Raw genomic sequence first — 26699 nt, 5'->3', positions numbered from 1 at the left:
GTTAATTGGGGGATTCACGACTAAACGAGTATACTACCCGCCTTTTCACCAAAACCCAAAAACGCAAGCCGATTCAGGTGCTTGCCGATCTCAGGCGTTATACTATTCAGCTGTATTCCGTTCAGGCCAGTAACAGGAGTCCGTCGTCGGTGCCCTCGAAACGTAAAACCCCCCGCACAGAAAAGAAACCAGCGCAGAAGCCGAAAAGCAGCGCTGCCCGAAAGTCGTCAGCCAACAAAAAGGCGCAGGCTTCGAAGAGCACGCCCAATAAAACCGTTGCCGCAAAAAAATCCGCACCAAGGAAAAAAAGCGGCGCGCCGAAGCAGCCTGTCAAAAATAAAAAGTCCACCGGTTCCGGTGGCGGGTTCCGGCGTTTTATTCCGCTGCTGATCAAGGTCGGTGCGGTGTTGGTGATTTTGGCTGCGATTGGTGTGATTTATCTGGATGCGGTGATCACCAACCATTTCGAAGGCAAGCGCTGGTCGATTCCGGCCAAGGTCTACGCCCGCCCTCTGGAGTTGTACGACGGTATGCCGATCACGGAGGAGCAGTTAGCGTTCGAACTGAGCCAGTTGAATTATCGGCATGTGTTTGATCGTGAGCCCACCTCCGGAAGTTTTACTACTCAAGGCAGTCATTATCAATTGGCGACGCGCGGTTTCGATTTTTGGGAAGGTGCGGAGGCTGCGAAAAAAGTGTCCTTTGATATTCATCGCGGGCGGGTGCAGGGCTTGCAGTCGGAACAGGGCAGTGACGGTATTGTGCGAATGGAGCCGGCATTAATCGGCGGTATTTACCCCGCTCACAATGAAGACCGGGTGTTGGTCAAGCTGGATCAGGTGCCACCCTTATTGGTGCAAGCTTTGTTGGCAGTGGAAGATCGGGACTTTTTCGAGCATTTCGGAATTTCCCCGAAAGGTATCGCTCGGGCGCTGGTCGCCAATGTGACGTCTGGCGAAGTCAGGCAGGGGGGCAGCACGCTGACTCAGCAACTGGTGAAAAACTTTTATTTAACCAGCGAACGTTCGCTGACCCGCAAAGCCACTGAAGCGGTGATGGCTGTGTTGCTGGATTTTCATTATGAAAAAAACGACATTCTGGAAGCCTACCTGAACGAAGTCTATTTGGGGCAGGCGGGTAAACGCGGAATTCATGGCGTTGGTCTGGCCAGCTTGTATTATTTCGGGCAACCGTTGCGTGAGTTGGAAGCCCATCAGATTGCGCTGTTGGTGGGGATCATAAAGGGGCCGAGTTGGTATGATCCGCGACGTAACCCGGAGCGATCGGTAGAGCGGCGGGATCAGGTTTTGCAGCTTATGCTGCAACAGAATGTACTGGATCAGCGCAGCTATGATGTGGAAGTGAAAAAGCCACTCGATGTTATTCGTAAGCCACTATATGAGGACGCTCGTTATCCCGCGTTTTTGGACTTAATGAAGCGCCAGTTACGTCGCGATTACAAGGACGAAGATTTACGCTCGGAAGGGCTGCGTATTTTTACCACCCTGGACCCCTGGGTACAAAATAGTTTTGAAAATGCGGCTTTAAACCAGGTGAAATCGCTACAGAAGCAATATGGCAAAAAATTGTCCGGCCTGGAAGTGGCGGGGGTATTTACTTCCAGTAATACCGGCGAAGTGGCCGCGATTGTGGGAGGGCACTCGTTGCGTTACGAGGGCTTCAATCGTGCGCTTGATGCCTTCCGCCCGATCGGTTCCCTGGCCAAGCCGGCGGTGTATTTGGCGGCGTTAGAGCGCGGCTTTACCCTGGCAAGTATATTAAAAGATGAAGCCGTCACACATACGCTCGCAAACGGCACGACCTGGACACCAGAGAACTTCGAGAAGGAAAGTCACGGCGAAGTGCCGATGATGGTGGCGTTGGCCAACTCCTATAATCAGGCAACCGTGAACCTGGCAATGGATGTGGGTATTCCGGCGGTGGTGGATGCGATGACCCGATTGGGTGTCGAGAAGACGTTACCGGCGGTGCCTGCGCTGTCACTGGGAGCAGTCAGCCTTTCTCCCTTTGAAGTGGCGCAGATGTATCAGACCATCGCCACCGAGGGGTTTGCGACACCGTTACGAACCATTCGTTCGGTACTCACCGCCGATGGCCAGCCGCTGCAACGCTATGAATTGGAAGTGGAGCAGCGCTTCCAAGCAGCGGATATTTACGCACTGACTTATGGGATGCAGGAAACAGTGCGGTCCGGTACCGCTAAAACCGCCTCCCTGTGGTTGTCTCCGGATTTGAATCTGGCAGGTAAAACAGGCACCAGCGACGACCAGCGTGACAGTTGGTTTGCGGGCTTTAGCGGTAACTATCTGGGTGTCGTGTGGATGGGAATTGACGATAATAAACCGACCCCGTTGACCGGAGCGCTGGGTGCATTGCCGGTCTGGGCGAACACCCTGTCGAGGCAGAACTTGTTACCGCTGCAATTAGCAGAGCCGGATAATATTGAGTGGGTTTGGGTTGATCCACTAAAGCAAGCCCGCACCAAAGCCCATTGCGAAAACAGCCTGCACCTGCCTATCCGCAAAGACAGTGTGCCGGAAAAAGAAATATCCTGCGGCGGCGGGGGCCGGGCATTGAATTGGTTTAAAGGGTTATTTAAGTAATGTCATTATCTTCGGAAGGAATAGAAAAATTGAACTGTTATCCAACACACACACGAATGTTTTTATTAATGCTGATGGCTTTAGTGCTCGGTGCTTGTGTCAGCAAACCGGTTTCCATCGTCAGCGAAGAGGAGGTGCTGGACAGTGAAACCATCTCCGCCACCGGCGTTGCCGCTGCCGATAAATTATTAAGCCAGGGCGAAAGCCTGAGATTGAGTGGCGATTACGCCGGGGCAGCTAATCAGTTCGAACGTGGTATTCGCATGGCTCCCCGTTCTGCGTCACTATATCTGGCGTTGGCTAAAACCCGTTTAGCGATGCAGGATTATCGTAACGCTCAGCAAATGGCTCAGCGGGCGGTTTCATTGCTGCCGTCGAAGCCAAAAGGCGCAGAGCAAACCACCAAAGCCGAAGCGTGGTTAGTGGTGGCGCAGGCCAAAGAAAAGTCCGGGGATAAAGAAGGGGCAAACCGCGCACGCGAGAACGCGCAGGCGGTTTGGTAATTACGATTTAGCTAGAGGATTTGCCGCGCCCGCCACCGGAAGATTTGCCGGGTTTGCGTGCTGGCTTGGATGCGCGTGGTCCGCCCGCTGGCTTTTTGGAGCGGGGTTTGCCACCCGCTTTGCCACCGCCGGGTTTGCGATCTTTTTTCGACGAGCGTGGCGCCGCGGAACCGCCGCTGGTATCCGGCTCTTCTTTTCCGAAACGGGTAATGCGCAGAGGCTGATTACGGGCACGGATCGATTTGATCTGATTAAATAATTCTTTCGGCATGCCCTCGGGCAAATCAACAGTAGAGAATTCTCCCCGCATATTTATTTCGCCGATGTACTCACTATCGATCCCCACTTCGTTGGCAATGGCACCCACGATATCTCCGGGTTTTACGCCATGAGCTTTACCCACTTCAATACGGAAACGTTCCATTTCCACATCCGGGTAATCCCGCAGGCGTCGGGGTGCTTCGTCGATGGGTGATTCGTCAATCTGTAAGCGACCTTTATCACGTCCACGTCCCCCGCTTTCATTGTCCCGGTCGCGGCGACGTGCGCTGCTTTCACTGCCACGACCCGCCGGAGCCGTCAGTTCTTGCTTGGGTTCCAGCGGTTGATCTTCGTGTAGCATATTCAACAGCACGGCTGCCAAATTTTCCGGCTCGATTTCCATGTCGTGGCAGCATTGTTCAATAATACCCTGAACCACCGCGGAGGGTGTGTTGGTGGCGGCTTTGGCGATGCGCTCTTTTAAACGCTCAATGCGTTGCTGCATTACCAGGTCGTTGCTTGGAATTTTCGCCCGCACAATTTTCTGGCGGGTATGGCGTTCAATGGTTTGCAGCAATCGGTTCTCACGATGAGTGACGAACAAGACGGCTTCGCCGCTGCGTCCGGCGCGGCCAGTACGTCCGATACGGTGCACATAGGATTCGCTATCATAGGGAATGTCGTAGTTAACAACATGGCTGAATCGATCCACATCCAGACCACGGGCCGCAACATCCGTAGCGACCAGAATATCAAAACGGTTTTTCTTCAGTCCGATGATGGTTTTCTCGCGCTGGTTTTGCCCGATCGCACCGTGAATGGCCTCTGCACGATAGCCCCAGGCGTTGACTTTCTCGGCCACTTCGCTGGCGCTATCACGGGTGCGCACAAATACAATCACTGCATCGAAGCTTCGGGTTTCCAGGTAACGGCGCAGTGCTTCTTGTTTCTGACGTCCGTCCACCAGCCAGTAGCTTTGCTCGATGCGTTCCACGGTGGCGGTTTTTGCCACGATGTTCACATGCTTGGGGTTTTTCAGGTATTTATCAGCGATGCGCTTAATCGGTGCTGGCATGGTCGCCGAGAACAAGGCGGTTTGCTGCTCTCCTGAACAATGGCTCAGTATGTCTTCGACATCATCAATAAAGCCCATCCGCAGCATTTCGTCGGCTTCGTCCAATACCAGGGTTTTGACTTCGCTGATGTCCAGAGTGCCCCGGCGCAAATGATCGAGCAGCCGTCCGGGCGTGCCCACGACGACTTGTGCGCCCTGACGCAAAAGATTTAGCTGCGGTCTGAAATCCTGTCCGCCGTAGATAGGCGCAATGCGGAATCCCTTGCGGTAGCGCGCATAACGCTGAATGGCTTCGGCCACCTGAATGGCCAGCTCACGGGTGGGCGTCAACACCAAAACCTGAGGCTTTTTGCATTTGTCATCCAGCTTTGCTAACAGCGGCAATGCGAATGCGGCGGTTTTGCCTGTGCCGGTCTGCGCCTGACCAATCAGGTCCTGTCCGCTCATGAATACCGGAATACTGGCAGCTTGAATGGGGGAGGGGGATTCATAACCCAATTCGCTGAGGGTTTTCAGCACGAAATCGGGCATTCCCAGCTCTTCAAAGCTGGAACTGTTTTCAGTGTCGGACATTCAGTGTGGCCTGTATGTGAGCTACCAATACAAAAGAGGGGACGTACGTAGCGGAAATTATAGAGGGCGTAATTATACGCAGTTTCCCCAGGAAACTGAAACGATATTGTGATTCCGTTCGGCAGGGTGATGGTGGTCTCACCGGTGTAGCGCATTTTAATGACCAATCTCAGATACTTACGGGGCAGATTCAGGCGCGCCTGGCGTGACGTTACGCGTTATTTACAGTGGTACCCATCGAGCGGGCTCCGAATCTCAATATAGAATGAGAATTATTGTTATCATCGTGGGGCTTTCCCCTACCAATTGATGGCGGGGAATCCGTGCGTCTGGAGAAGTCTGCTACGAATGTCAGGGCGGAATTACAGAATGTGTTGGATGAGGATAATAGGCGGGGGCTTCCACCCGGGGCACCTTGATTGTGGGTGCCCCTCGAACGTTCTTACTGCCCGCTACCTTCGATTTGTAATACCTATTTACGAGTCGATGGCCTCAACCGCGGACTGGTTCAGACGGACACCGGTGTGCTACAAACGCTTCATCACCGTACGCACAGCAGAAATAGTTTGATCCAGTTCCTGGTCGCCGTGAGCCGAAGAAACAAATCCGGCTTCATAGGCACTAGGTGCCAGGTATACCCCTTGCTCCAGCATCAAATGGTAAAATTTCTGAAAACGTTCCAGATCACAGCGGGTTACTTGTTCAAAGCGAGAAATGTTGTTTTCGTCGCTGAAGAAAAAGCCGAACATGCCGCCCACCTGATTGGTGGTGAAAGGAATGCCTGCGTCGTCGGCTGCACTTTGAAAACCGGCCATTAAGGCATTGGCTTTCTTGCTAAGGGCCTCATAAAAACCCGCTGCTGAAACCCCTTCCAACATTGCCAGTCCAGCGGCCATGGCCACCGGATTGCCGGACAGCGTACCGGCCTGATAGACCGGGCCGACGGGGGCAATGTGATCCATGATGTCTTTTTTCCCGCCGAACGCACCCACCGGCATTCCGCCGCCAATCACTTTACCTAACGTGGTCAGATCCGGAATGATACCGTAAAGCCCTTGTGCCCCCTGCAAACCCACACGGAATCCGGTCATCACTTCATCCAGAATCAACAACGCACCACTGCCGTCACACACATCCCTGAGCCCCTCCAGGAAGCCTTTCTCAGGCGGAATGCAATTCATATTGCCCGCGACGGGTTCCACGATAATACAGGCGATCTGTTCACCCATTTGAGAAAATAGTTCGCGTACCTGGTCAATATTATTGTATTCGAGTGTGAGTGTGTGTTGCGCCAGGCTTTCGGGAACGCCGGGGGAATTGGGCACGCCTAATGTCAACGCGCCGGAGCCGGCTTTTACTAACAGTGAGTCTGCATGCCCGTGATAGCAACCTTCGAATTTCACAATCTTGTCGCGGCCGGTGTAACCTCTGGCCAGGCGGATTGCCGTCATGGTGGCTTCGGTGCCGGAGTTCACCATGCGCACCAGGTCCATCCCTTCGAAGTTTTCACAGACCTTGTACGCCATTTCTACTTCGATGGCTGTCGGAGCGCCGAAGCTTAAGCCTTGTTCCGCGGCCTGCTGCACCGCACGCACAATAGCCGGATGGCTGTGGCCCAGAATCATCGGCCCCCAGGAGCCCACATAATCGATATACCGGCGGTCGTCTTCGTCAGTTAAATAAGCACCCTTTGCGGATTTGAAAAAAACCGGATCTCCGCCAACGCCTTTGAAGGCGCGGACCGGGCTGTTGACGCCACCGGGAATATGAGATTGGGCGGCGGCAAATAACGTAGCTGAACGACTCATTGGGGGTTCCTGAAGGTTAGTAAACGGGTTTAGGGATGAGTATGAAACAGAGCCTGGTATTGACGACATTGTTCTTCTGTATCGTCGCGGCCGAAAATATCCTGTATGACTGCCAGCATTGAAAAGCCTGCAGTGATTAACGGAGCAGCATTATTCAGGGTAATGCCCCCGATGGCAACGGTAGGCAGCGGGCAGTTATAAACAAAGTCCTGTACGGAGGAAAGCTGTGCAGGCACGGCATCGGGTTTGGTTTGTGACGGAAAAAAGCGGCCGAAAGCCAGATAATTTGCGCCTTTGTCCATCGCGCTGTGTGCCAGGTCTACCGACCCGTGGCAGGTGGCACCGATGATTCTGCTGCGTCCCAATTGCTGGCGGGCAACCTCCACCGGGGTGTCCTCCTGCCCCAGGTGGACGCCGTCTGCATTGCTCTGAAGACATAACTCCAGGTCGTCGTTGATGATCAAAAGGCAATTGTATTCCCGTGTTAATGCGCGCAGTTGTAGCGCTATTTGCAAACGCAAACCGTCAGGGCTGGATTTATCCCGGAATTGAATAATTCGTGCGCCCCCCTTAATCGCTTGATGTACCTGATGCAGCACGCTGTGGTCGGGCGTGAGTTCGGGGTCGGTGATTGCATATAATCCACGCAAATTCATAATAATGAGATTACCTTGCCTTTGACGACCACGCCAGGCGGTCCGGGATCAGTTGTCCCATGCCCAGGCGACGGCTATTGTGAATGGCCTTCGCGGTGTAGGCCTGAGCCTCGCGTACGGCCCCGGCGACCGAAGCGCCGTGAGCAATGTAGCCAGCCAAAGCGGAGGACAGTGTGCACCCGGTGCCGTGAAAATCACCGGGCAGGCGTTTTTGTTTGTACTCTTCCAGAAACTGCCGGTGGCCCCATAGCCGATTAATGATTTCAGGGCTTTTGTCATGCCCTCCTGTGACCAGTACGTATCCCGCCCCCAGTGCCATGAGCTGCTGGGCGCAGGCATCAAGGGAGTCGGCGTCACTGCAAATGAGTTTGGCTTCAAGGCTATTGGGGGTGATTACAGTGGTGACAGGAATGAGTAGGTCGGTAAAGGCTTCGATCAGGTTTTCTTTACTCAGGGCACCACCGCCTCCCGCCGCCATTACCGGATCGAAAACCACCGGGATACCCGCATAGTCCTGCAATAATGTATGAATCGCTTCAATAATTTCTACACTGGCGGTCATTCCGATCTTGAAGGCATCCACCCGTACATCTTCCAGCACCGCCCGCGCCTGTTCCACCATGAACGTAACGGACACCGGTTGAAAGTCTCTTACGCAATGGGTGTCCTGGGCGGTCAGGGCGGTAATGACGGTGCAGGGGTGGCAGCCAAGGCTGGTCAGGGTTTCGATGTCGGCTTGAATACCAGCGCCGCCGCAGGGATCATGACCAGCAAAAACCATCACGACCGGTGGACGCATTTCATTCATAGCCTATACCCCTTTGGTTATCCGTTAGAGCTCAACAATATATCGCTTATTGAGCCCCAGAGCACCCCTGGTAAAACGGATTATTCGAAGCGAAGAATCTGGGTCTTTATGAGCGCGGGGACTGCCAAAAAGTATTTCAGCTTCAACAAGTTATAACCAAAGTGCAGGCAGGTAGGGACACACGGCAGTGGTTGCGTGTATAATTAGTTCCCTTCTAATAGATTAAAAATAATACATGAAGTGCTGTCCATCGGGTTGTAGTGGGGCGCTTGTCCTATAGAGAATGCCTTAATGTCCGAAACAGATGTGCTTTTTTCACTCACCATCAAACCCCGCTTTTGTGACACCGATGCCATGGGTCACATCAATAACACCGTATTGCCCGTGTGGTTCCTGGAAGGCAGGGAATCCATTTTACGGATATTCAACCCGAGCCTGTCCACCGAAGAAGTATCGCTGGTATTGGCAAAAATAGAAATTGAATACCTGGAAGAAACCTTTTTCGGGAAGGAAGTGGAGATCCGGACTTATGTCCTGCGAATCGGCACGTCTTCTGTGCTGGTGGGACAGGAAGCCTGGCAAGAAGGCACGTTGCGAGCTACCGGCACGGCGACCATGGTTAATTTCGATAAGCACTTGCGCAAATCAGTACCGATTCCCGCGGACGTGAAAAAGCGTTTGTCTGAGCATGTTATGGAGGCGAATCATTAACACTTCGGATGGGTTTACAGTAGAGCATCAGCCAGAGCTCGCCCGCTTTGTGGTTAATCTGGGTTCCGAGCAGGCCGTTATGACCTACCAGCTGCTGGATGAGGGCAAGATTGACTTCAATCACACCTATGTCCCTAAATCGGCCAGAGGCACAGGTTTAGCGGACATTTTGGTGAATGAGGGACTTGTCTGGGCCAGTACAAAAGGGTTCGATATTCAGGCATCTTGTTGGTTTGTAAGGGGAAAATTGAATTAACGTTCACTGATAAAGCATAAGTATATCAATCGTTTACTAGTTCCGGCTTCCCCCAACCAATTCTTGCAGAACCCGTTTTATTGACCGGAAGGGAACAAGCCCCTTACTTTTGTATAGGTTTACAAATGCAATCAAATCTTGCATAAAACCACCATAATGAGTTCGTGAACCTGCAGAAGATAGGTAATAATCAAGGAAGAAGGAAAAATGTAAGACTGTTTTACTGTCCGGAATTGGACAGATATTTTGTAGTAGTAGGGGAAGGAAAATTTATGAAGCGAGCGTTAAAGGCCTGTCTTGAGGCTATGAATACGGCGGACGATTATCAAGCGTGGGCGGATGCCGCACGTGAATACGATCGTTTATCCGGCAACGAAGAATGGCGCGAAGAAGACGCTTCACCCCATTACGATTACAAGATGATCCGGCTGCGATTCAATGAGCTGCGCACTGCCCGACAACGGGGTGATGTGGATCAACTGGTGTTTTACATTAACGAAGGTCTGCACGGGAATCTAGGGCGAATCGCTAATCCAATGCTTTATCAGCATTGTTATTTTGGCACCAAAGCCCTGATCGGCGAATACCTTGATGAAGTTTGCGCCTGCCTGCAATGGATCTGCGATACGGACTTCCCGAATTTTTCCCTGGTTCAGAAGCTCGAATTTTTTGAGCGCACGCATCAATCATTTGGCGAATCCGGCTTGATGCTAAGTGGTGGCGCAGCCTTGGGTATGTTTCATTTGGGTGTACTCAAGGCGATGTGGGAAAACTCACTTCTGCCCAGCATTATATCCGGCTCCAGTGCCGGTTCCATTATGGCGTCGGTCGCGGCTACCCACACCGACGACGAGCTGGAGGCGATGCTCGACCCTGAATATATTTATGCAGAAGCGTTCCGCATGGTGGGGTGGCGCGGTACCTTACGCGGCAAAGGGATACTGGACCCCGCGCAACTGGAGCTGTGTTTGGAGCGTAATGTACAGGACATGACATTTGAAGAAGCCTTTCATCGCACTGGACGGCGGGTGAATATCACGGTTTCACCGGCAGACCCACATCAGGAATCCCGTTTGCTGAATGCGGTGACATCGCCCCATGTGCTGATTCGAAAAGCCTCACTGGCATCCTGTGCAATTCCTTATGTGTACCCCCCCGTGATGCTGTGGGCGAAAAATATTAACGGTGAAAAAGTACCGTATATTCCTTCCCGCCAGTGGGTGGATGGGTCGATTAAAAATGATTTGCCGATTCAGCGTTTAGCCCGGTTGTATGGCGTGAACCACACGATTGTGAGCCAGACTAATCCGCATGTGATTCCGTTCTTGTCGCGCAACAAGTCATCGGACAAAACCATCGGCAGTTATGTCAAGGAAATGGTAGTAAGCAACACGCGTTCCAATGTGAACATGCTGCTGGATTACACCAAAAATAAATTATCAAATCGGGGTTTGGCGTTATTGGTTGATAAAGCGCATTCCATTGTGTCGCAAAGCTATCAAGGCGATATCAATATCGTGCCGGCCCGAGAACCCATGAATGCGTTTCGTGTTTTATCCAATGCGTCTCCGGATGATGTCGCCAGATATATCCGCGCAGGTGAAACCAGCACCTGGCCACAGTTGGAAATGATAAGAAACTCAACCAGTATAAGCCGCACCATTAACACCTGTTTGGTGGCACTAAAAGCCGAAGAGGAAAGAGAATTGGAAGAATATTCTCAGTCTCATGCCAGGGCATAAGATCAAGTTAACCGTGCTTTAAATTAAGTAACCAGCTGATGAAAAACGGTAGCTCGTTGATCTGTTGGATATATAACAATATTTTCAGGGAGCAACATGGATGTTGGCCTGAAGCATTCACGAGGTAGCCGTGTCCAAGCGCAAAACCCCTTTAGCCATTGCACTGGCCGATAATAAGCCCAGCACAAGAGCAACGCCAATGGATGCCTTTGCTCTGGCACGACAATATTGGCTTGATTGCCAAAAGCTGAATTTAGGCGCCATCGCAGAAGAGCTTGGAGTGAGCCGGGCCACGCTGTTTCGCTGGATCGGCAATAAGGATTTGCTGATGGGGGAAATCATCTGGTCTGCCTATAAACCCACTGTGTTAACGGCTCGCCAGAATTGTCCGGGCGAAGGCGTGGATTATGTGGTCAATGTGTTTCGCGCAGTGAACCATGCGGTTTTCGGTTCGGCGCCTTTGCGGCACTTCTTACAGGCTGACGGACAGTACGCGCTCAGTATCCTCTCTTCCAGAAGCAGCACTTTTCATGCCCGTATGGTGGAAATCAATACGGATTTGTTAATGCAGGAAGTCGACAAAGGCATGATCAACCCATCGATGAAAGTCGAAAGTCTTTCTTACTTTATGGTTCGTATCGGTGAATCCTGTACTTTCAGTGAAATGATAATGGGGCAAAAGCCGGATCTTAGCCAGCTCGAAGATGCCTGCACCGCGGTGCGGATATTGCTGGGCGGAAGCAGCAGCTAGTGGCACAGGCTTATCCACGGCAGTCGAATTTTTAATAGGGCCAGACACCTTCTTTTTTACGTTTGGGTTTCGGGTCCTCCGGGTTGTCTGTGGCGACGTCTTCCTGACGCCCCGACATCGCCCCCCAGAAAGGCAGTCGTTTGGTAAAACCGCGCACGGATTCTACGCTCTCGGAAATACCGGAAAATCGTTCTGTAATTATCCGGATTTCATCCATGTTCTCAGAAATACGGAACACAACCACGTAAAACTCCATCAGTGCGCGGGCGATGGTGGCGACCGTAATAAATCCTACTGGCCCGGCGACCAATAAATAAAATAAACCCCTCCACCAGGAAGTCAAAAAGGCTTCCACAATAAAATACCCAGCAGCAATCAGGGTGGCGGTCAGAATAATGCCGTACAAAACGGGAAACATCTGAACGGTAATAAACCGGCTAAACGAAAAATCAAACAGTGCAGTAAAAAACTTGTGGGCGGTTGCACCTGCACGTGAGAAGGGCGTGTTTTTGCGATTCGTGGTCGGCATCCTGCTTATCCTGCGAAAGGGGGGAATCATCGCTATTGTCTCATATTCATTTATGAAAAAAACGCGATCCGGGTCAGGTTATTTTACCGCATGATTATTTAGATAATTGATTAGGTGATTGCGCGAGCATTTCATGATTAACGGATAGTTGGGGTAACCGGTAAATCAACCATAACACGGCACTGACGCCGGCAATCACATTCGCGACCGCAACGCCACCATACAAACCCGCTGCCTGAAACCAGTGGCTGCCAAGCCAGGCCAGGGGAATGGTTAAAACGAACAGACGAAACACGCTTATCAGAGTGCCGTACAGCGGGCGGTGCATCGCGTTTAGCGTTGAGCAGCTGAGCATCACCAATCCCTGGCAGCCATAACTGAGCGGCACCAGCAGCAAATACCAGCGTATCGCTTCTTTGGTTTGTTCCTGTTCAGTAAATAGGTCGGCGACGAAGTCGCCGTTAAGATACAAAACGGCTGCAATCAATAATTCGCACCCCAGAGCGAAAGATAGGGTATAGCGTAAACTTTCCCGTATCCGCATGCTGTTGCCTGCCCCGTAATTCTGACCGACAAAAGGAGCAAGGGCAGAAGAGAGAGCAATGATAATCACAAGCGAAATGGCCTCGATACGAGTGCCGACACCGAAGCCCGCGACCGCATGGTGACCGAGTGTGGCGGCCATTGCCGTTAGCACCATCGCGGTGATCGGCATCATCAGGTTGGTGGCGCTGGCAGGGATCGCCAAGTGCAGAATCGCTGCCCAGGTGGTTCTGCGCTTGCCGAATATATCCGCGATGCGCATCAGGCGGCGTTTATGGATCAGGATGACCAGAATGGCCAATGCAGACAGCGCCCAGGACATGACTGTGGCGATGGCTGCCCCGCGAATCCCCAGCTCCGGAAACGGACCAATACCAAATATAAGCAGCGGGTCCATTATCCCGTTCACCAGCCCGGCTATGGCCATCACAATACTGGGTGTATGGGTGTCGCCGGTAGCCCGCAATACACTATTACCCACCATCGGTAGCACCACCAGGAAAAACCCTCCATACCAAAGTTCCATGTATTCCCTGATTAGATCAATGGTGTCGGCTGAAGCGCCCATCAGACGGAACAGCGGGTCGATGGTGAGGATACCGACAATGCCGGTGGGTATCGCAATGGTAATGGCCAGGGTAAGGGCGTGGGCGGCGGTTTTGCCAGCCTGTTCATGGTCACCGCCACCGATACGCGAGGCTATGTGGATGGATGTGCCGATACCGATTCCCATGGAGATGTTCATCAATACAGCCGACACCGGAAAAGTAAAACTGACCGCAGCCAGTTCGTCCGGACCTATCAGGCTGATGAAGTAGGTGTCGACCAGATTGAACATTAAAATGGCAACAATCCCGAATACAGTGGGAAGGGTCATTTTGGTTAGGATGGGAATGATGGGGTCGTTCAGAAGGTCCTTTTTCCGTGCCCTGGCCATAAAAATCTACTGCTGAAAATGGGGCCCCGATTATGTCACAGGCGATGGATCAGTTCATCTGTCGTTGAGTTGATTATAAAGAGTTGTCAAATGGATCGCGGTGCTATTGATTTGTGCGCGCCTCAATCAATCAGGAAACTGGTGAACAGCACATCTTCAACTGCAGCCGGGGCACCTTCCGATTCCAGTGCGGACAGGACCTCCCGCAATGCCTCTTCGCGCAGGTGTGTTTTACCTTCAGTGGAGCTCAGCACATTTTCGTCCTGGCGGCTGAATAGCATCACCAGATTATTGCGAATGGAGGGCATATGCTCAGTGATGGCATCCATTGTTTTCTGGTCATTGACCATTAAAGTCACGTCCGCTTTCAGGTAGCCCATGCGTTGAGCCTGATAGTTGGTCACGAAAGAAGGTGATAATTCGATATAGAGCTTGGAGGCTTCAGCCGGTGTCTCGGTGTTGGCATGGGAATACGACGAAACGATTAAGATTAGGCAAGTCAGAGCCCGTAATACACTGCGCATTTACTACTACCTGTTAAGACTGAATGACTGTCGTAAGCATAGACAGGGCTGGTGAAATTTCAGCTGAATTCAACGCATTTATCTGACCAATTTATCCGTTTTGTGGTGTGGTTATTAAATTTGGGCTGGAGCATTTAGAATCAAACAGGTACAAACCGGTCCTGAATGTGTTCAGCACAAAGGAGGTGGGTTATGCAGTTTACAGAAAGCTTTGTCGGCGGCCCGATGATGTGGGGCGGCGCGCTCTTAATGGGCGCTTTGCTGTTAGTTGCGCTGTACTTTGCCCCGTGGCAGGCACTGCGGTCTGTTGTCATCCGCCAGCATGCCTTGTGGGGTTCGCTGGCGGCATTGTGCCTGGTCTGGTCCTTTCGTTTCGAGGTCATACCGGGACTCTTTTTTCACCCATTTCTAATGGTGACAATCACCTTAATGTTTGGCTGGAGCCTGGCTTTGATTCTAGGGGCTATCGTATTGGTGATCCTTGCGGTGGTGGCAGTTGATCCGTTATCGGGGCATTGGTCTACTCTGCCGTGGGATTGGTTATTTACGACACTGATACCCGCTACCATGGCCTACGGATTATTGCGATTAATGGATTTGTTTCCGACTCGGAACCTGTTCGTTTATATTTTGGGGCAGGGTTTTTTCGGTGCGATCGGGGTGACGTTGGTGAGTTGTGCCCTACTGCTTTTGTTTGTATGGGGAACACAGCCGGAGCCTGTTTTCGAAAAGCTGTGGGATAAGGCAGCGTTTGTGTTGCCGCTAATGTACGCTGAGGGTTTTCTTAATGGGATGTTGGTGACATCCATTACGGTTTTTCTGCCGGACCTGGTTAAAACGTTTGATGATGAACGTTTTCTGAAATCGGGTTAGTCGTGCTTGTTGAGCAGGGTCATTAGCGCCGGCGCCAGCAGAAAATCGGCCAGCAGAGCCAGCACGATACACAAGCTGGTATAGATTCCGAAGTGGGTAAAATTATTCAGTTCCGAAAGCGTCAACACCAGGAACCCGCTGCATAACACCACACTGGTGACCAGCATGGCTCGCCCGGCTGTGTGCAATGTGTTGTCGATGGCGTCTTTTACCGAATACCCCTTTTCCCGGTAACGACCAAAATGATGCATAAAGTGCACGGTATCGTCTACGCACAACCCGATGGCAATGGAGCCGATCAGAATTGAAAACATATCAAAGGGGACGTCATTCAGGTGCATTAGCCCAATCACCATAACGATGGGCAGGATATTCGGAAACATACTGATCAGTCCCAACTTCAGGCGACCCATCAGCAACACCATAATAAAGCTGATAACCACCAGCGCAATTACATACGCTTCGGCAGCCGAATGAATCACTGAGTTAAGTGTACTCCCGAGCAAAGGAATCAGCCCGGTAATGGTAACCTGATAGGATGCACCCAGGCTGTCGTGGAAGCGCTGCTCCAGATTATCCATTAACGGTGCGTAGAGCAGGGCATCAATCCAGGGTAGGGTGAGGGTAATTCGGGCTTTTCTGTAGTCTCTGTCGACCAGGCGGAATAAATCATCGGCGCCACTTAATTCCAGCAGAAACAATTCTTGCGCTACCAATTCTCGGGTCTCCGGGATGGTGTAGAAACGTTGATCGTTGTTGTGCAATGCGCGGTTGCTTTCCTTGATCAGATCGGTGATCGAAAGTACTTTGTTGACGCTGAATTGCGGAGTTGAAAATGCACCGAGCTGCTGGCAAAGGGCATCCAGGTTACGCAGAAATTCCGGTTCGTGGATACCGCCTTGTTCACCGGTATCCACCAGCACCTCTAACGAAACGCTGCCACCCAACTGTTGGTCTATGGTGACGATGCTTTGCTTGGCGGGCAGGGTGTCCGGTAACCACTTCAATGGATTGTGGCTAAAGTTCATTTGCAATACCGCCACCATGGCAGCAATCAGTGTAATGAAACTGACAAAAATCACTTTTTTGGGGTGGTAATAACTGACATGAGCTGCCTTGCCGATCAGTGTGTTCAGCAAAACAGACGTGTGTGGCGCTTTGTCGTTGCTGCCAGGCTTTAACGGTAGCAAACTGATGCAGGCAGGCAGTACGATAATGGTCATTACGAAGGCGGACATCACCCCGACTGCGGTGAACACGCCCAGATTGGAAATGGGCAGTAAGTCCGCGTTTGCAAACGATGCCATTCCCGCTGCCGTGGTAAGGCTGGTCAGGAACATGGCCAGACCGCTGTGTTCCAGTGCTTTAATCACCGATGCTTTTTTGTCGCCGTGTTGATTGAATTCCGCATAGAAAAAGCTAAGAAAATGGATGGCGTCGCCGATACCGACCACCAGCAGAAATGACGGCACAATGGCCGTGGGTAGCTGCAGTGGCTGGCGGAATAATCCCATCAGGCTGATGGTAAAAACCACACTGAGCAGGACACAGACAAGAGGGAGAAGGACACCACTGGCACGACGGAATAAAAGGAACAGTAAGATCGCAATGATGCAAACAATCCATTTGGAAAAAGTCTGCATGTCGGTGATCATGGCGGTTCTTAACAGGTCGGTAACCACCGGTGAACCGGCCACGGATAAGTGCATTCCCTGATCCCTGAACGGTTGCAATGACTGTTCAAGCTGTTGCAAAAAGCGCGCTGTTTTTTCGTTAGCTCGGGCCAGCTGTTGACGCGCATTAACACCGGGCTCGGGGGTTACATACTGCAGCCTCACAACGATTGTCGCCATTGAAAGCACGTCATCGAGGTAAAGGCCTTTATACAGAGGGTTGCTGTTTATGCGGCGCCGCAACTCGATAAACTCGGCTTTGCTGTGAGGCCAGGGGTCGAACAGCTTTTCAACAAAGAGTTCATCGTCCCGGCCATAGACATAACGAGCATTGATCATAGAATCAATGGCTTCGGATGCCGGTAGCTGTTGTTCCAGGGTTTGATACAGCCGCTGAAATTGCGTGAGGAATTGGGGTGCGAGCACGTTTTCGGCTTGCACCCCGATAATCACCAGCTCATCGCGGCCGAATTCCTCGCGGAATTGATCATACGCTCGAACAGCGGGATGGTCCGGGGACAAAAAGCCTTCGGTTGAGGTATCAAAATAGATGTGCTGAAGCTGCGTGGCCAGGGTAATAAGGCAGACTAAAAGTAATGTCAGCATTTTTTTCGGAGAATCATATAGCCGACCTGCAAATACGCCAAAGCCACGCTCGACACGGGCTTTCCATGCTGTCATGCTGGTTTCTCCCAAAACTTTGTCATAATTTTGTTATTAAAATCCGGTACAAGATTAAACCAGAAACGGCGTTTGATACCATGGTAATCCTGTGATAAACGAAGACCCTTCCAAAATATTGAATCACGTCTATACCCGCATACGGCACGATCTGCCTCCAATCCCCGGCCATGTCTACCAGCCTGGTTCCGGCGTACTGAGAAAATCCGGGCTACCTCCGCGACTGGCGTTAGGGGCGTTGTGCTGGATGGTGTTGTATTCCCTATATCAGCTTAGCCACTGACATCACATTTAAAATCGTTTGACCTTGATCGAGCGATTGGCAATCATTGGTGACTTTCTTCGTAAGCCGCCTTTCCGGCATTCATCGAATCCCAATGAGAGCTTTACATGAGAACCATTCATAAATACCAAGTCGTCATCTCCAAAGAAGCCCACGTCATTGATTTGCCCGAGTCCGCCAATATCGTTCATATCGATTACCTGGTCTCCAAACGCGGAGTTTACATGTGGGTTGAAGTCCCGGCGGATATGATGGCACCGAAGCAGCCCCGTGAGTTTCGTGTCTTCCTGACCGGTGATGGTATCCCGTCGGATGCCAGTTATCTCGGTACCACGATCGATCAGCATTTATCCGAGGTTTATCACGTTTACGAAATGCTGGGCTGAACCGCGGGGAAGTAAAATTCAATGAGTGCGGAAGATGTACCGGGGTTGCATGGGCGGATACCGGCTTATAGGGATGTGGTTACCCGAAACCTGCGGTCTGAGTTCGTACTGACCTGGAATCAGTGGATTCAGCGTTCCATGCCCGTGGCGCAGGATAATTTGGGCAGTGAATGGCTGGATACCTACTTAACCAGCCCGTTGTGGCGATTCGTTTTTTCAGCAGGTCTGGTGGGGCAGAACGTCTGGTGCGGTGTCATGATGCCGAGTGTGGATCGCACTGGTCAGTACTATCCGTTCATGCTGGCGCAGCCCTTACCGGCAACGACGTTGCCCACTGCATTGTTCTCTGAGGCTGAACTTTGGTTTCAGGCACTGGAACAAATTGCACTGGAAAGCCTGCAACCGGATGGGACCTTGCAACAGATAGAATCCAGGTTACACGCACTGCCCAGGCCGGAAACCCGTGTTAATACCGCCGCCACCGGTTGGGAAATGAATCGACCAGTCGCTGTTAATCTCACCGTTTCGCCCTATAATCCCCTGCAAAGTTACCCGTCTTTGCTACACGAATTGTTACGTCAACGCTATCCGAGTTATAGTCTTTGGTGGAGCATGGGCTCTGAACGAGTAGCGCCGGCGCAACTGATTAGTGGTTATCTACCGACACCACAATGCTACACTTCATTGTTGGCAGGGGATTGGGACGAGCGGGGTTGGGATACGCCGTTCGCAACCAATGCGATATAAAAAAATCAATACGAGTACACAACTGCATGGTGCAGACCCATTGGCTAAGTAGTGCCGCAACGCATTGTGGCGCTGTCCGCAGTATGAACGAGGATGCATTCCTGAATCGCAACAACGAAGGTCTTTGGGCTGTCGCTGATGGTATGGGCGGTCATGAAGCCGGTGAGGTTGCGAGTGCAATGATTGTAAATTCGATGACGCCGCTGGACCTGAAGCCGCCGTTGGTGGATATCGTGGATTCGCTGGAAGATGCGTTGCTCGAAGTTCACCACAATATACGCACTTACTCCCGTACCCACTGCGAAGGCCGGACCATGGGCAGCACGGTGGTTTCATTATTTATTCGGCAGCAGGTGGGGGTCTGTTTATGGGTTGGGGATTCCCGGTTATACCGTCTTCGAAAACAACAGCTAGTGCAGATTTCGGAAGACCACAGTCAGGTGAATGAAATGCTGTCCCGTGGCATGATTTCCGAGCAGGAAGCGGTAAATCATCCGGCCTCTAACGTGATAACCCGGGCCGTGGGTGCGAACGAAACCCTGTACGTCGATGCCACCGTGGTCGAGTTGCAAAAGGACGATATTTATTTGCTGTGTAGTGATGGCCTTTACGGTGCGCTATCTGAAGCTGAAATCAGCCTGTTATTGCAAACAGGGGATGTGGAAAAAGCGACTCAGAGTCTTATCGATCAGGCTTTGCAGGCCGGAGCACGTGATAATGTCACGGTCGTTGCGGTGAAAATTCAATGATGACCGCCGAAAAAGAAGTCCGTATTGCCCGTGATCTGCGCCGCTTAGCGCGGGCTTATTGCGATGGCCAATTCAATAAAGGTGAATACCGGCGGCGACGGCGGGTGTTGCTGCTGCAATGCGTGGATGAAGTGCCGCAACAGCCCGTTCCCCCCGAGACGCCTGAGCCCGCACCGGCGCCGCAGTCAGGCTCCTCTTTTGCAAAAACCATTGTGCTGCCTTTTTTTATGGGGGCTGCCATTGTGATAGGGCTTTGCGTGGCGGGTTACCTGCTTTCCAGGCTATTATAATAAATCCAATTAAAGTCGATACAGAACAGAATCATGGATGATCGTATTGAAATCAGGGTGGGTGACATCACCACACTTAAAGTCGACGCCATCGTCAATGCTGCGAATAATCAGCTGTCGGGTGGCAGCGGTGTTGATGGTGCCATTCACCGGGCTGCCGGAGCAGAGCAATTGCAGCAAGCCTGCCAGTTAATTGGCGGTTGTGCTACGGGGCAAGTCGTGAAAACGAAGGGGTTTGGGCTGCCGGCCAAGGCCATTTTGCACACGGTTGGCCCAATCTGGCGAGGCGGGGGGCATAACGAGCCTGAACTGTTGCGATCCTGTTATAGCGAATGTATGACCATGGCGGTGCGCGAAGGCTATCGTTCCATTGCGTTTCCTGCCATCAGTTGCGGCGCCTATGGCTACCCCACTGAACAGGCGGTAGCCATCGCGGTTGAAGAAGTGGATCGCTGTCTGCAAAGCTTTTTGTGCTTCAGGCAAGTGATCTTCGTGTGCTTTGATGAGGCGATGGCGAGCCTTTATCGTCAGGCTACCTGATTTTTTGATTTTTGCAGACTCAGGTATTGCTGACCCCATAACTTGATGGGGCGGGAAACAGGGTATTGGTCCAAATTGAGCGGAGCGTGTTTGGGCCGGCTGCGCACTTTCAGACACCATATCCCTTCCGAAAAAAAACGAAATTCCAGGTGCTCTCCATAATGGCGGAAAGCCTCATAAACGCCGGGCGTATAAGGCTGGGACAGGTTCATCTCGTCCAGAATATTGAGTTCCAGGTCCAACAGATAGATGTGCAGTACCTCATCAAACGGGTTATCGTCACTGGTAATCAGAATATAGCGCTCACCGGTAGAATACTGGTCAACTAATTGCCGACCTTTCAGTTTGCGACCGGTGGTGTGGCCCTGGAGTAACAGTTGCACGCGCGGTTCGTCGTTCATCTGGTAATAACCAATGACCGAAAACAGATGTACTTTTTGCATGTTGGCCATGACGAATTGTGGGGACTGGGAAAGTGTATAAATGCAGTGTACGGGGGTTTTTCTGTTCAAAAAATGACAGAGTACGGGTAATAATTGCGCAATATTCACACTTTTATAAATTAGGAGATTCACTAAGTCCATGAAAAAGAAGCCTATTATCCCAAAACAAATAAAATGGTTCGTCGCGGCTATGCTGGGCATTATGGTATTGATTGCCGCTGCCGCACTGGTTGTCGATTTGAGCGTGGCTTAGCTGAGCTCCCGCCCGGTGTCAGGGGCTGCTGTGATATAATGGGCGCCCCTTTACCCCATAAAGAGCAGCAAACATGATCTGGTTGTTTTATGGCTTGGCAGTGGTCGTGGTGATATTAGCAACGGTTGCAGGCTGGCTATGGATTAAAGTATGGCGCTTGAATCAACAGCAACAAGGCATTCAGGCACAATTGGCTGAACAACAAGCGGAAACCGAGCAAAACAGGCTCGATTATATCTGCGAAAGTCTTAACGTAATCGCCAACGCGGTGCTGGAGAATCAATGCCCGGTCACCGAAGGTTGCATTCGGATGGCGGTGTTGTTGGATAACCTCCCACTCGATTGCGACACCAAGCACCGTTTCTCGTTGATCTTTGAAATCTATAATGCCACTCGTCATATTCCGACCCACAGCGGCTGGAAATCCCTGGATCGCCAGAGTCGCCAGCGGTATAAGCAGGAGATGTTCGGTCTTGAACAAAAACACAACGACGGTGTCATGAGGTTAATGACCCATGTAAAGCACAACCCCTTTGGTAAAGGGGTTGGAATGTCGATTAACTAAGTCGTTTAGAGGCAATAGAGGGATAGTGGTGAGCCAGATACAACGCATCTCAATACTAATAATACTGTCGCTGCTGCTGAGCGGATGCGGCGTACGATTTGTATATAACCAACTTGATTGGATTATCCCCTGGTACCTGGATGACTATATGGAGCTTGACGGTCGCCAGGAGGACGCATTCCGTAGCGATCTCGATCGCTATCTGGCCTGGCACCGTACAGAGCAGCTACCGTTGTATGCCCAGTTTTTGAATCAGGTTGCTGATGAGGCCGAAACAGGGCTGAGTGTCGATGATATAGCTCGGGTGCAGCTGCAAAGCGAGCAATTTGCGGCAACCTTGGTGGAAAGGATGAAGCCGGATCTGATCGAACTCTTTGCTACCGCTACCGATGAGCAGGTGGATCAGTTATTCGAAAAGTTTAACAAGGAAAATGCTAAGTACCGCAAAGAATACGTGGATGTGCCGGAACAGAAGCAGCGTCAGCAATGGCAAAAAGAGGTGATTCGCTACGCAGAGCGCTGGACCGGAGATCTGAACAAGGATCAGTTGGCGTTGATTCGCAAATGGTCGGAGCAGTTTGCATTAATGGGTGAAGGCTTGGGAGAGTCGCGCCTTGCCTGGCAAGCAGAATTCCGGCGAATTCTGCAGTTGCGTACGGACCGCGCAGCCTATGAAAAGGCATTCGTTGCATTACTGGATAATCCCCAATTCGGCCGCAGTCCGGAACTTCAACAGAAAATGGACGCCAATAGTGACCTACTGATTAATCTGTATCTGAATATCGATAAATCCCTAACCACAAAGCAGCGCACCAAAGCGGTAGCGAAACTGCGGGATTACGCTGACGACTTTGTTGTTTTGGCTAAGCAATAGCCCGTGCTAAAGTGATGTAACATCCCCGCCATAATCGGCTCCGTCTGATATGAGTGATACCACCCCTAAATCTATTCAATCCCCCTGTGTGCGCAATTGTTGTTTGAACACCGACGATGTTTGTCTGGGTTGCGGCCGTACCCTGGATGAAATCCGCGCCTGGTCCGCATTGTCCAACGCCGAACGGCATGAGGTATTACAGCGCTCCGAGCACCGGCGGCGCCAAATTCAAACGAATTGGCGCTTGTAGCACGATCTTCAATCCAGTCCCGCCCCGGTTGACTACACTACTTAGCATGGAAAGCAAAATATCCGATATGAAGAGCTGATATTTTCATCAATGAAGCTAAAATGGCCCCCCAAATTCAGAAGGAGACCCATTCAATGAAATTCAGCTTTATCGGGGTGATTTTGCTTACGGTGTTGGGGGCCGGCCCCGTGGTAGCCGCAAGTAACCTGCACAGTATTTCGCACCCGCTGGCCATCCTGGCGGTCGCCTTATTTGTATTGGCGTACTGTCTTGTGATCGCGGAAGAGTTCATCCACATGCGCAAATCCAAACCAGTCATATTAGCGGCGGGGATTATCTGGATATTGGTGGCTCTGGTTGCCGGTGGCAAGGAAGGCGGTCGGGAATTACTGGATAATGCGGTGCAGCACAACCTGGAAGAATACGCTGAACTGTTTCTCTTTCTGCTCACGGCTATGATTTATATCAATGCCATGACAGAGCGAAACGTGTTCGAGAAATTGCGTTCGGTGCTGATTCAGAAAGGCTATAGCTTCCGCACCTTATTCTGGATAACCGGCTGCCTGGCGTTCTTTATTTCGCCCATTGCGGATAATTTGACGACCGCCTTGTTGATGGGCGCAGTGGTGATCGCAGTCGGGGCGGATAGCCCTAAATTCGTTACGCTGTCCTTTATCAATATCGTAATTGCAGCCAATGCCGGCGGCGCCTTTAGTCCGTTTGGCGATATTACGACATTGATGGTGTGGCAGACGGGTAAGGCCGAATTTACTGAGTTTTTTGCGTTGTTTCTGCCTGCAGTGACAAATTATCTGGTGCCCGCGTTCATTATGAGTTTTGCAGTACCCAAATTAACGCCGGCTCCCATTGATGAGCGCGTCCTAATGCTGCGCGGGGCGAGGCGTATCTGTATTCTCTTTTTATGTACTATAGCGACCGCTGTGTGCTTTGAGCAATTTCTGCATTTACCCCCGTTTCTGGGCATGATGACCGGCTTGGGTTATCTGCTGATGTTTTCCTATTTCATCAAAATTACCCAGCGTGCAGACGAAAGTGGAAGTCTGGCGGAGTTTAATATTTTTAATAAAGTCGCCCGTGCGGAGTGGGACACCCTGTTGTTCTTCTTCGGCGTTATATTTTGCGTGGGCGGGTTGGGTACACTGGGTTACTTGTCGGAGGTTTCCCGGATCATGTACGCGGGATGGGGCGCCACCACGGCGAATATTGTGGTCGGCGTATTATCTGCAGTGGTGGATAACATTCCGGTGATGTTTGCGGTGCTGACCATGAACCCGGATATGAATCTGAATCAATGGTTGTTAGTCACCTTGACGGCTGGCGTCGGCGGAAGCTTGCTCTCGGTGGGGTCGGCTGCCGGTGTCGCATTGATGGGGCAATCGAAAGGCGCGTACACCTTTTTCAGTCATCTACGTTGGAGCTGGGCAATCGCCTTGGGGTACGTTGCCAGTATTGTGTGTCACATGTTGCTCAATGGAATGTTCTGAGCGGGTGCGCCACGGAGTGTAAATTAAGCGCCGGATGGCGCTTAATTTACAATTCAGAGCAGCGGATTTTGTAATTACGACATAACGTATTAGAAAACGTTGTCATCGGTGGCCTGGTTTATAACCGCAGAGACGACGCTGTCAACGCCGGATTTCATATCTTTGGTCTGTGCTGTCCGGGTGGTCACAGACCAGCTCAGTTTTTCAGTTTTGGTATTGAACAAATTGGTTTCCAGCAAATACTCAGTGGTTTCCACATAAGAGCCGGTTTCGTGTTGTCCGCTGCTGTCGTAGACCTGGTAGGTGTCAAAGTTGCGGAAAAGGTTGTCTGTGGGCCCGATTTGTTCTGCAGGCTGGAAGGTCCGATCTTTTTCCACGCCGCGAATGCTGCTGATCAGCACTGTTGTGATGCTGTTCTGAACTAATATGGGGCGCAGAGCCTCTTTGTCCACTTTTGTGCTGTCCGGCAACCAGCGTTTTGACTGCACGGCGCTGACTCCCAATGCTTCCAATTGCTTGACGAAGGCGTTCTCAAAAGCTTCCCGCATGGTCTCGCTGCCGGCCAAAGCGACCACCATAACTTTTTGTGGCGAGGCGGGGGTATAGCCCGGTAATGTCCAGCTTTCTTCGATCTGTGTGCTGGCGCAGGCGCTCAGTAATAAGGCAAAAGAGAAGAAAATCAATCGAGTAGCTTTTTTCATATTCGAGTAGCCCCAGTTTTTTCCACTTGCTGGGCATGGTAGGCCCAAGAATCACTATTGTCGAGGCCTGCAGCGATGTGGTTGTCACTATTTGTTCATCATTTTGTCAGATTAACGCCCCAATGAAAGGATAGCCTTCCCAACAACAGGAGGCCGCTCATGCTCAATACTAAAGTCCGCTCTGTCTTTATTTCCGATGTTCATTTGGGAACCACAGCCTGTCAGGCACAATACTTGCTGGACTTTTTAAGCCGCTGTGAAACCGAGTACCTTTATCTGGTGGGTGATATCGTCGATTTGCTGTATATGCGTAAGCGGGTCAACTTTACACCACTCCACGAACAAGTGGTGGATAAGGTATTGGACCTGGCTCGATCGGGCACGCGGGTGATTTATATCCCCGGAAACCACGACGCACTGATGAGGCGCTTCTGCGGGCAAATTGTTGCCGGTATCGAGATCCACCGTCACCGGGTTCACTATTGTGCAGACGGAAGACGGTTTTTTGTCAGTCACGGTGATGAATTTGACAGTGCAATGCACGCGGGGATGTTCTGGTATGTAGTTGGTGAGTTTTCGCACAGTCTTTTGTTGAAGCTGAATACCGTACTAAATGGCCTGCGAAGGGTGTTTAAATTACCCTATTGGTCATTAGCAGGCTACATTAAAAAAAGGATTGGAAAGGCAAATGAATTTATAAGCCGTTTTGAGTGGATTGCCGCACGTCAGGCACGCGAATTGAAGTATGATGGCTTCGTTTGTGGTCATATCCACCAGAGTGGTATGCGGAGAATTGAGGGGGTTCTCTATTGCAACGACGGTGACTGGGTGGAGCATTGCACCGCGTTGATTGAAACACATCAGGGCCAATTTGAATTAGTTCATTGGGCTGATCACAAAGAAGTTTTAGTAAGGGAAATAGACCTGTCTGACGAGTGGGAAGCCATTCCGCAGACGAATTAGGAACAGAGGCATAGAGATGGCAAACCCGGTAACGCTGGTGAAGGCAAGAGCAAGAGCAGGTCATATGGATGCACTATATTGCTTCCGTATGAACCGATGGATTCGTGAGCGCAAACTGCATCAATTTTTTAACGTCGTTAGCCGCTTGGGTGACGGGGTCTTCTGGTATGCCCTGATGTTGCTGTTCCCGGTTTTTATGGGGGCTAAGGGCTTTGTGATCACGGCATTGATGATATTGATGGCGGCCTGGGGTGTTTATATCTATAAGCAGATCAAAAAACGAACGATACGGCCAAGGCCTTTTGTTCGCTACCGCTCGATCAAGCAGGGTGCGCGTACGCTGGATCAGTTTAGTTTTCCGTCCGGACATACGATGCACGCGACCGCGTTTGCAATTTTGTTGACGCAGGCGGTGCCCTGGATGGGGTTTATCCTGTTCCCGTTCGCAGTGGCGACGGGTATGGCGCGGGTGGTATTGGGTTTGCACTACCCCAGTGATGTATTTATGGGTGCCGTTCTGGGCGTTCTGAATGCCTTGTTGACGTTGGTTCTGTTCAGTTCCTTTTTGTAATTCGAAACCGAATAATTTTAACCTGCGAAGAATGAATCGCGCCCGATAAGC

Annotated in this window: 29 protein-coding genes; 19 read left to right on the top strand and 10 right to left on the bottom strand. The window is 51.3% G+C overall.

Going from position 1 to position 26699, the window contains the following annotated elements; translation table 11 throughout:
- The first annotated feature begins 149 nt into the window (after positions 1 to 149).
- Both mrcB and FT643_RS14280 read left to right on the top strand, forming a co-directional pair.
- Entirely contained in the window at positions 150 to 2624 is a 2475-nt protein-coding gene (mrcB, locus tag FT643_RS14285) for a penicillin-binding protein 1B (protein ID WP_198043550.1), read from the top strand.
- Positions 2624 to 3127, top strand: a complete 504-nt coding sequence (locus FT643_RS14280; protein WP_156872083.1) for a tetratricopeptide repeat protein — start codon at positions 2624 to 2626, stop codon at positions 3125 to 3127. Before mrcB ends, FT643_RS14280 begins: the two co-directional genes overlap by 1 nt.
- Before the next feature lie 7 nt (positions 3128 to 3134).
- Here FT643_RS14280 and FT643_RS14275 read toward each other — a convergent pair whose 3' ends face one another.
- From FT643_RS14275 to thiD, 4 genes are all read right to left on the bottom strand, one after another.
- A complete protein-coding gene (locus FT643_RS14275) occupies positions 3135 to 5036 on the bottom strand; it encodes a DEAD/DEAH box helicase (RefSeq protein WP_156872082.1) in 1902 nt (633 codons plus the stop codon).
- Positions 5037 to 5563: 527 nt separating this feature from the next.
- Positions 5564 to 6844 carry a glutamate-1-semialdehyde 2,1-aminomutase gene (gene hemL, locus FT643_RS14270; protein ID WP_156872081.1) on the bottom strand — a complete coding sequence of 427 codons (1281 nt, stop codon included), beginning with the start codon at positions 6842 to 6844 and terminating at the stop codon, positions 5564 to 5566.
- Between the two features lie 29 nt (positions 6845 to 6873).
- The gene (thiE, locus tag FT643_RS14265; protein ID WP_156872080.1) at positions 6874 to 7500 is read right to left on the bottom strand and encodes a thiamine phosphate synthase; all 627 of its coding nucleotides are present in this window, start codon (positions 7498 to 7500) and stop codon (positions 6874 to 6876) included.
- 10 nt (positions 7501 to 7510) lie between these two features.
- On the bottom strand, positions 7511 to 8308 hold the full coding sequence (gene thiD, locus FT643_RS14260; protein ID WP_156872079.1) for a bifunctional hydroxymethylpyrimidine kinase/phosphomethylpyrimidine kinase: 798 nt from the start codon (positions 8306 to 8308) through the stop codon (positions 7511 to 7513).
- 291 nt (positions 8309 to 8599) lie between these two features.
- On the opposite strand from thiD, the gene FT643_RS14255 reads away from it, so the two are divergent.
- From FT643_RS14255 to FT643_RS14240, 4 genes are all read left to right on the top strand, one after another.
- Positions 8600 to 9019, top strand: a complete 420-nt coding sequence (locus FT643_RS14255; RefSeq protein WP_156872078.1) for an acyl-CoA thioesterase — start codon at positions 8600 to 8602, stop codon at positions 9017 to 9019.
- Positions 8997 to 9275 (top strand): GNAT family N-acetyltransferase, encoded by a 279-nt coding sequence (locus FT643_RS23705; protein ID WP_156872077.1) that lies wholly within the window; start codon positions 8997 to 8999, stop codon positions 9273 to 9275. Before FT643_RS14255 ends, FT643_RS23705 begins: the two co-directional genes overlap by 23 nt.
- 272 nt (positions 9276 to 9547) lie before the next feature.
- Positions 9548 to 11017, top strand: a complete 1470-nt coding sequence (locus FT643_RS14245; protein ID WP_156872076.1) for a DUF3336 domain-containing protein — start codon at positions 9548 to 9550, stop codon at positions 11015 to 11017.
- 130 nt (positions 11018 to 11147) lie between these two features.
- Positions 11148 to 11768, top strand: a complete 621-nt coding sequence (locus tag FT643_RS14240) for a QsdR family transcriptional regulator (protein ID WP_317622036.1) — start codon at positions 11148 to 11150, stop codon at positions 11766 to 11768.
- Between the two features lie 31 nt (positions 11769 to 11799).
- On the opposite strand, the gene FT643_RS14235 is transcribed toward FT643_RS14240, so the two are convergent.
- From FT643_RS14235 to FT643_RS14225, 3 genes are all read right to left on the bottom strand, one after another.
- Entirely contained in the window at positions 11800 to 12297 is a 498-nt protein-coding gene (locus FT643_RS14235) for a DUF4282 domain-containing protein (protein ID WP_198043549.1), read from the bottom strand.
- A gap of 94 nt (positions 12298 to 12391) precedes the next feature.
- Positions 12392 to 13777 (bottom strand): MATE family efflux transporter, encoded by a 1386-nt coding sequence (locus tag FT643_RS14230; RefSeq protein ID WP_156872074.1) that lies wholly within the window; start codon positions 13775 to 13777, stop codon positions 12392 to 12394.
- 122 nt (positions 13778 to 13899) lie between these two features.
- A complete protein-coding gene (locus FT643_RS14225; RefSeq protein WP_156872073.1) occupies positions 13900 to 14301 on the bottom strand; it encodes a flagellar basal body-associated FliL family protein in 402 nt (133 codons plus the stop codon).
- A 192-nt stretch (positions 14302 to 14493) separates the two neighbouring features.
- On the opposite strand from FT643_RS14225, the gene FT643_RS14220 reads away from it, so the two are divergent.
- Complete coding sequence (locus FT643_RS14220; RefSeq protein ID WP_198043548.1) at positions 14494 to 15174, top strand: energy-coupling factor ABC transporter permease; 681 nt, start codon at positions 14494 to 14496, stop codon at positions 15172 to 15174.
- On the opposite strand, the gene FT643_RS14215 is transcribed toward FT643_RS14220, so the two are convergent.
- Positions 15171 to 17528 (bottom strand): efflux RND transporter permease subunit, encoded by a 2358-nt coding sequence (locus FT643_RS14215; RefSeq protein ID WP_156872071.1) that lies wholly within the window; start codon positions 17526 to 17528, stop codon positions 15171 to 15173. The genes FT643_RS14220 and FT643_RS14215 overlap by 4 nt on opposite strands.
- A gap of 91 nt (positions 17529 to 17619) precedes the next feature.
- Here FT643_RS14215 and FT643_RS14210 point away from each other — a divergent pair, with 91 nt between their 5' ends.
- From FT643_RS14210 to FT643_RS14185, 6 genes are all read left to right on the top strand, one after another.
- Positions 17620 to 17811: a hypothetical protein gene (locus tag FT643_RS14210; RefSeq protein WP_156872070.1), complete on the top strand. Its 192-nt coding sequence runs from the start codon at positions 17620 to 17622 to the stop codon at positions 17809 to 17811.
- 107 nt (positions 17812 to 17918) lie between these two features.
- Entirely contained in the window at positions 17919 to 18197 is a 279-nt protein-coding gene (locus FT643_RS14205) for a DUF7352 domain-containing protein (protein ID WP_156872069.1), read from the top strand.
- A 21-nt stretch (positions 18198 to 18218) separates the two neighbouring features.
- Positions 18219 to 18944 carry a type VI secretion system-associated protein TagF gene (tagF, locus tag FT643_RS14200; protein ID WP_156872068.1) on the top strand — a complete coding sequence of 242 codons (726 nt, stop codon included), beginning with the start codon at positions 18219 to 18221 and terminating at the stop codon, positions 18942 to 18944.
- 83 nt (positions 18945 to 19027) lie between these two features.
- Positions 19028 to 19693 (top strand): PP2C family protein-serine/threonine phosphatase, encoded by a 666-nt coding sequence (locus FT643_RS14195; protein WP_198043547.1) that lies wholly within the window; start codon positions 19028 to 19030, stop codon positions 19691 to 19693.
- On the top strand, positions 19690 to 19983 hold the full coding sequence (locus FT643_RS14190) for a hypothetical protein (RefSeq protein WP_156872066.1): 294 nt from the start codon (positions 19690 to 19692) through the stop codon (positions 19981 to 19983). Before FT643_RS14195 ends, FT643_RS14190 begins: the two co-directional genes overlap by 4 nt.
- 33 nt (positions 19984 to 20016) lie before the next feature.
- Entirely contained in the window at positions 20017 to 20523 is a 507-nt protein-coding gene (locus tag FT643_RS14185) for a macro domain-containing protein (protein WP_156872065.1), read from the top strand.
- Here the strand turns inward: FT643_RS14185 and FT643_RS14180 are convergent.
- Positions 20511 to 20924: a hypothetical protein gene (locus tag FT643_RS14180; RefSeq protein ID WP_156872064.1), complete on the bottom strand. Its 414-nt coding sequence runs from the start codon at positions 20922 to 20924 to the stop codon at positions 20511 to 20513. The genes FT643_RS14185 and FT643_RS14180 overlap by 13 nt on opposite strands.
- A 368-nt stretch (positions 20925 to 21292) precedes the next feature.
- Between FT643_RS14180 and FT643_RS14175 the strand changes: the two genes are divergently transcribed.
- From FT643_RS14175 to nhaD, 4 genes are all read left to right on the top strand, one after another.
- Positions 21293 to 21784, top strand: a complete 492-nt coding sequence (locus FT643_RS14175) for a DUF2489 domain-containing protein (RefSeq protein WP_156872063.1) — start codon at positions 21293 to 21295, stop codon at positions 21782 to 21784.
- A gap of 28 nt (positions 21785 to 21812) precedes the next feature.
- On the top strand, positions 21813 to 22658 hold the full coding sequence (locus FT643_RS14170; RefSeq protein WP_156872062.1) for a DUF6279 family lipoprotein: 846 nt from the start codon (positions 21813 to 21815) through the stop codon (positions 22656 to 22658).
- A gap of 49 nt (positions 22659 to 22707) precedes the next feature.
- Positions 22708 to 22908 carry a DUF1289 domain-containing protein gene (locus tag FT643_RS14165; RefSeq protein ID WP_156872061.1) on the top strand — a complete coding sequence of 67 codons (201 nt, stop codon included), beginning with the start codon at positions 22708 to 22710 and terminating at the stop codon, positions 22906 to 22908.
- A 134-nt stretch (positions 22909 to 23042) separates the two neighbouring features.
- Positions 23043 to 24413 (top strand): sodium:proton antiporter NhaD, encoded by a 1371-nt coding sequence (gene nhaD, locus FT643_RS14160; protein ID WP_156872060.1) that lies wholly within the window; start codon positions 23043 to 23045, stop codon positions 24411 to 24413.
- 89 nt (positions 24414 to 24502) lie between these two features.
- Here the strand turns inward: nhaD and FT643_RS14155 are convergent, their stop codons facing one another.
- Entirely contained in the window at positions 24503 to 25114 is a 612-nt protein-coding gene (locus FT643_RS14155; RefSeq protein WP_156872059.1) for a hypothetical protein, read from the bottom strand.
- A 159-nt stretch (positions 25115 to 25273) separates the two neighbouring features.
- On the opposite strand from FT643_RS14155, the gene FT643_RS14150 reads away from it, so the two are divergent.
- Positions 25274 to 26077 (top strand): UDP-2,3-diacylglucosamine diphosphatase, encoded by an 804-nt coding sequence (locus FT643_RS14150; protein ID WP_156872058.1) that lies wholly within the window; start codon positions 25274 to 25276, stop codon positions 26075 to 26077.
- 16 nt (positions 26078 to 26093) lie between these two features.
- Positions 26094 to 26648 carry a phosphatase PAP2 family protein gene (locus FT643_RS14145; RefSeq protein ID WP_156872057.1) on the top strand — a complete coding sequence of 185 codons (555 nt, stop codon included), beginning with the start codon at positions 26094 to 26096 and terminating at the stop codon, positions 26646 to 26648.
- Positions 26649 to 26699 lie beyond the last annotated feature (51 nt).

The sequence above is a fragment of the Ketobacter sp. MCCC 1A13808 genome, from assembly GCF_009746715.1.
Taxonomy (GTDB): Bacteria; Pseudomonadota; Gammaproteobacteria; order Pseudomonadales; family Ketobacteraceae; genus Ketobacter.
Note: the sequence above shows the minus strand (reverse complement) of the source record. Positions and strands in the feature narration are given on the sequence as shown.

Excerpts from the sequence above, each read along its gene's own strand:
- FT643_RS14230 (WP_156872074.1), bottom strand. The coding sequence starts at position 13,777 with ATGGCCAGGGCACGGAAAAAGGACCTTCTGAACGACCCCATCATTCCC.
- FT643_RS14165 (WP_156872061.1), top strand. The coding sequence starts at position 22,708 with ATGAGTGATACCACCCCTAAATCTATTCAATCCCCCTGTGTGCGCAAT.
- FT643_RS14275 (WP_156872082.1), bottom strand. The coding sequence starts at position 5,036 with ATGTCCGACACTGAAAACAGTTCCAGCTTTGAAGAGCTGGGAATGCCC.
- thiE (WP_156872080.1), bottom strand. The coding sequence starts at position 7,500 with ATGAATTTGCGTGGATTATATGCAATCACCGACCCCGAACTCACGCCC.
- FT643_RS14185 (WP_156872065.1), top strand. The coding sequence starts at position 20,017 with ATGGATGATCGTATTGAAATCAGGGTGGGTGACATCACCACACTTAAA.
- FT643_RS14235 (WP_198043549.1), bottom strand. The coding sequence starts at position 12,297 with ATGCCGACCACGAATCGCAAAAACACGCCCTTCTCACGTGCAGGTGCA.
- FT643_RS14195 (WP_198043547.1), top strand. The coding sequence starts at position 19,028 with ATGAACGAGGATGCATTCCTGAATCGCAACAACGAAGGTCTTTGGGCT.
- tagF (WP_156872068.1), top strand. The coding sequence starts at position 18,219 with ATGAGTGCGGAAGATGTACCGGGGTTGCATGGGCGGATACCGGCTTAT.
- FT643_RS14255 (WP_156872078.1), top strand. The coding sequence starts at position 8,600 with ATGTCCGAAACAGATGTGCTTTTTTCACTCACCATCAAACCCCGCTTT.
- FT643_RS14220 (WP_198043548.1), top strand. The coding sequence starts at position 14,494 with ATGCAGTTTACAGAAAGCTTTGTCGGCGGCCCGATGATGTGGGGCGGC.
- FT643_RS14245 (WP_156872076.1), top strand. The coding sequence starts at position 9,548 with ATGAAGCGAGCGTTAAAGGCCTGTCTTGAGGCTATGAATACGGCGGAC.
- FT643_RS14155 (WP_156872059.1), bottom strand. The coding sequence starts at position 25,114 with ATGAAAAAAGCTACTCGATTGATTTTCTTCTCTTTTGCCTTATTACTG.
- FT643_RS14180 (WP_156872064.1), bottom strand. The coding sequence starts at position 20,924 with ATGAACGACGAACCGCGCGTGCAACTGTTACTCCAGGGCCACACCACC.
- FT643_RS14150 (WP_156872058.1), top strand. The coding sequence starts at position 25,274 with ATGCTCAATACTAAAGTCCGCTCTGTCTTTATTTCCGATGTTCATTTG.
- FT643_RS14225 (WP_156872073.1), bottom strand. The coding sequence starts at position 14,301 with ATGCGCAGTGTATTACGGGCTCTGACTTGCCTAATCTTAATCGTTTCG.
- thiD (WP_156872079.1), bottom strand. The coding sequence starts at position 8,308 with ATGAATGAAATGCGTCCACCGGTCGTGATGGTTTTTGCTGGTCATGAT.
- FT643_RS14215 (WP_156872071.1), bottom strand. The coding sequence starts at position 17,528 with ATGACAGCATGGAAAGCCCGTGTCGAGCGTGGCTTTGGCGTATTTGCA.
- FT643_RS14175 (WP_156872063.1), top strand. The coding sequence starts at position 21,293 with ATGATCTGGTTGTTTTATGGCTTGGCAGTGGTCGTGGTGATATTAGCA.
- nhaD (WP_156872060.1), top strand. The coding sequence starts at position 23,043 with ATGAAATTCAGCTTTATCGGGGTGATTTTGCTTACGGTGTTGGGGGCC.
- FT643_RS14205 (WP_156872069.1), top strand. The coding sequence starts at position 17,919 with ATGAGAACCATTCATAAATACCAAGTCGTCATCTCCAAAGAAGCCCAC.
- FT643_RS14280 (WP_156872083.1), top strand. The coding sequence starts at position 2,624 with ATGTCATTATCTTCGGAAGGAATAGAAAAATTGAACTGTTATCCAACA.
- FT643_RS23705 (WP_156872077.1), top strand. The coding sequence starts at position 8,997 with ATGTTATGGAGGCGAATCATTAACACTTCGGATGGGTTTACAGTAGAG.
- FT643_RS14145 (WP_156872057.1), top strand. The coding sequence starts at position 26,094 with ATGGCAAACCCGGTAACGCTGGTGAAGGCAAGAGCAAGAGCAGGTCAT.
- FT643_RS14190 (WP_156872066.1), top strand. The coding sequence starts at position 19,690 with ATGATGACCGCCGAAAAAGAAGTCCGTATTGCCCGTGATCTGCGCCGC.
- hemL (WP_156872081.1), bottom strand. The coding sequence starts at position 6,844 with ATGAGTCGTTCAGCTACGTTATTTGCCGCCGCCCAATCTCATATTCCC.